Here is a 602-nt window from a genome sequence, read left to right on the forward strand (position 1 = left end):
TTGTAGCTTGACCGTTGTTTATCTCTCGATAAACATATCTTATTTCAGATTCTCCATTTGCCAACGAGATTTTACCATTTTACTGTTGCTTATTGCTAAGCTTCAATAATCCGCTTGGTGAAATTATAGATTTTAATTTAAAATCAGGAATTTTACATAGCTAATAAAATCTCATTTCGCAGTTCTATATTCAGTTTTCAAGGTACATCACATAAAGGATTTGTGGGTTGCCCTCACAGGCAACCTGTGGTGGGCTGAAATGGACTCGAACCATCGACCTCTCGGTTATCAGCCGAGTGCTCTAACCAGCTGAGCTATCAGCCCAAATGGTGGAGATAAAGGGATTCGAACCCTTGACCCCCTGCTTGCAAAGCAGGTGCTCTCCCAACTGAGCTATACCCCCGCGTTTTCACGTTTCGGGTTTCGCTGTCCCTTATGCTTTGAGGATTTACGGGATGAACCCGCAGAACCCTCAAAATTGAACAATACTGAAACTTGCTTTCCTGTCCATTCACTCAAAGACCAGCTTTGACTGAATGTCTGACTCCCTAGAAAGGAGGTGATCCAGCCGCACCTTCCGATACGGCTACCTTGTTACGACT

At 43.7% G+C, this 602-nt stretch carries 2 tRNA genes and 1 rRNA gene; all 3 read right to left on the minus strand.

Annotated elements, in window-relative coordinates:
• Window positions 1-247: 247 nt before the first annotated feature.
• Window positions 248-324 (minus strand) — tRNA-Ile (locus GPK89_RS14845).
• 3 nt (window positions 325-327) lie between these two features.
• Window positions 328-403, minus strand: a tRNA-Ala gene (locus GPK89_RS14850).
• A 149-nt stretch (window positions 404-552) separates the two neighbouring features.
• Window positions 553-602: ribosomal RNA gene (locus tag GPK89_RS14855) — 16S ribosomal RNA — on the minus strand; the annotation flags it as partial.

Origin of the sequence: Gemmiger formicilis, from assembly GCF_018784445.1 — a bacterium.
In the GTDB taxonomy this organism is placed as follows: Bacteria; Bacillota; Clostridia; order Oscillospirales; family Ruminococcaceae; genus Gemmiger.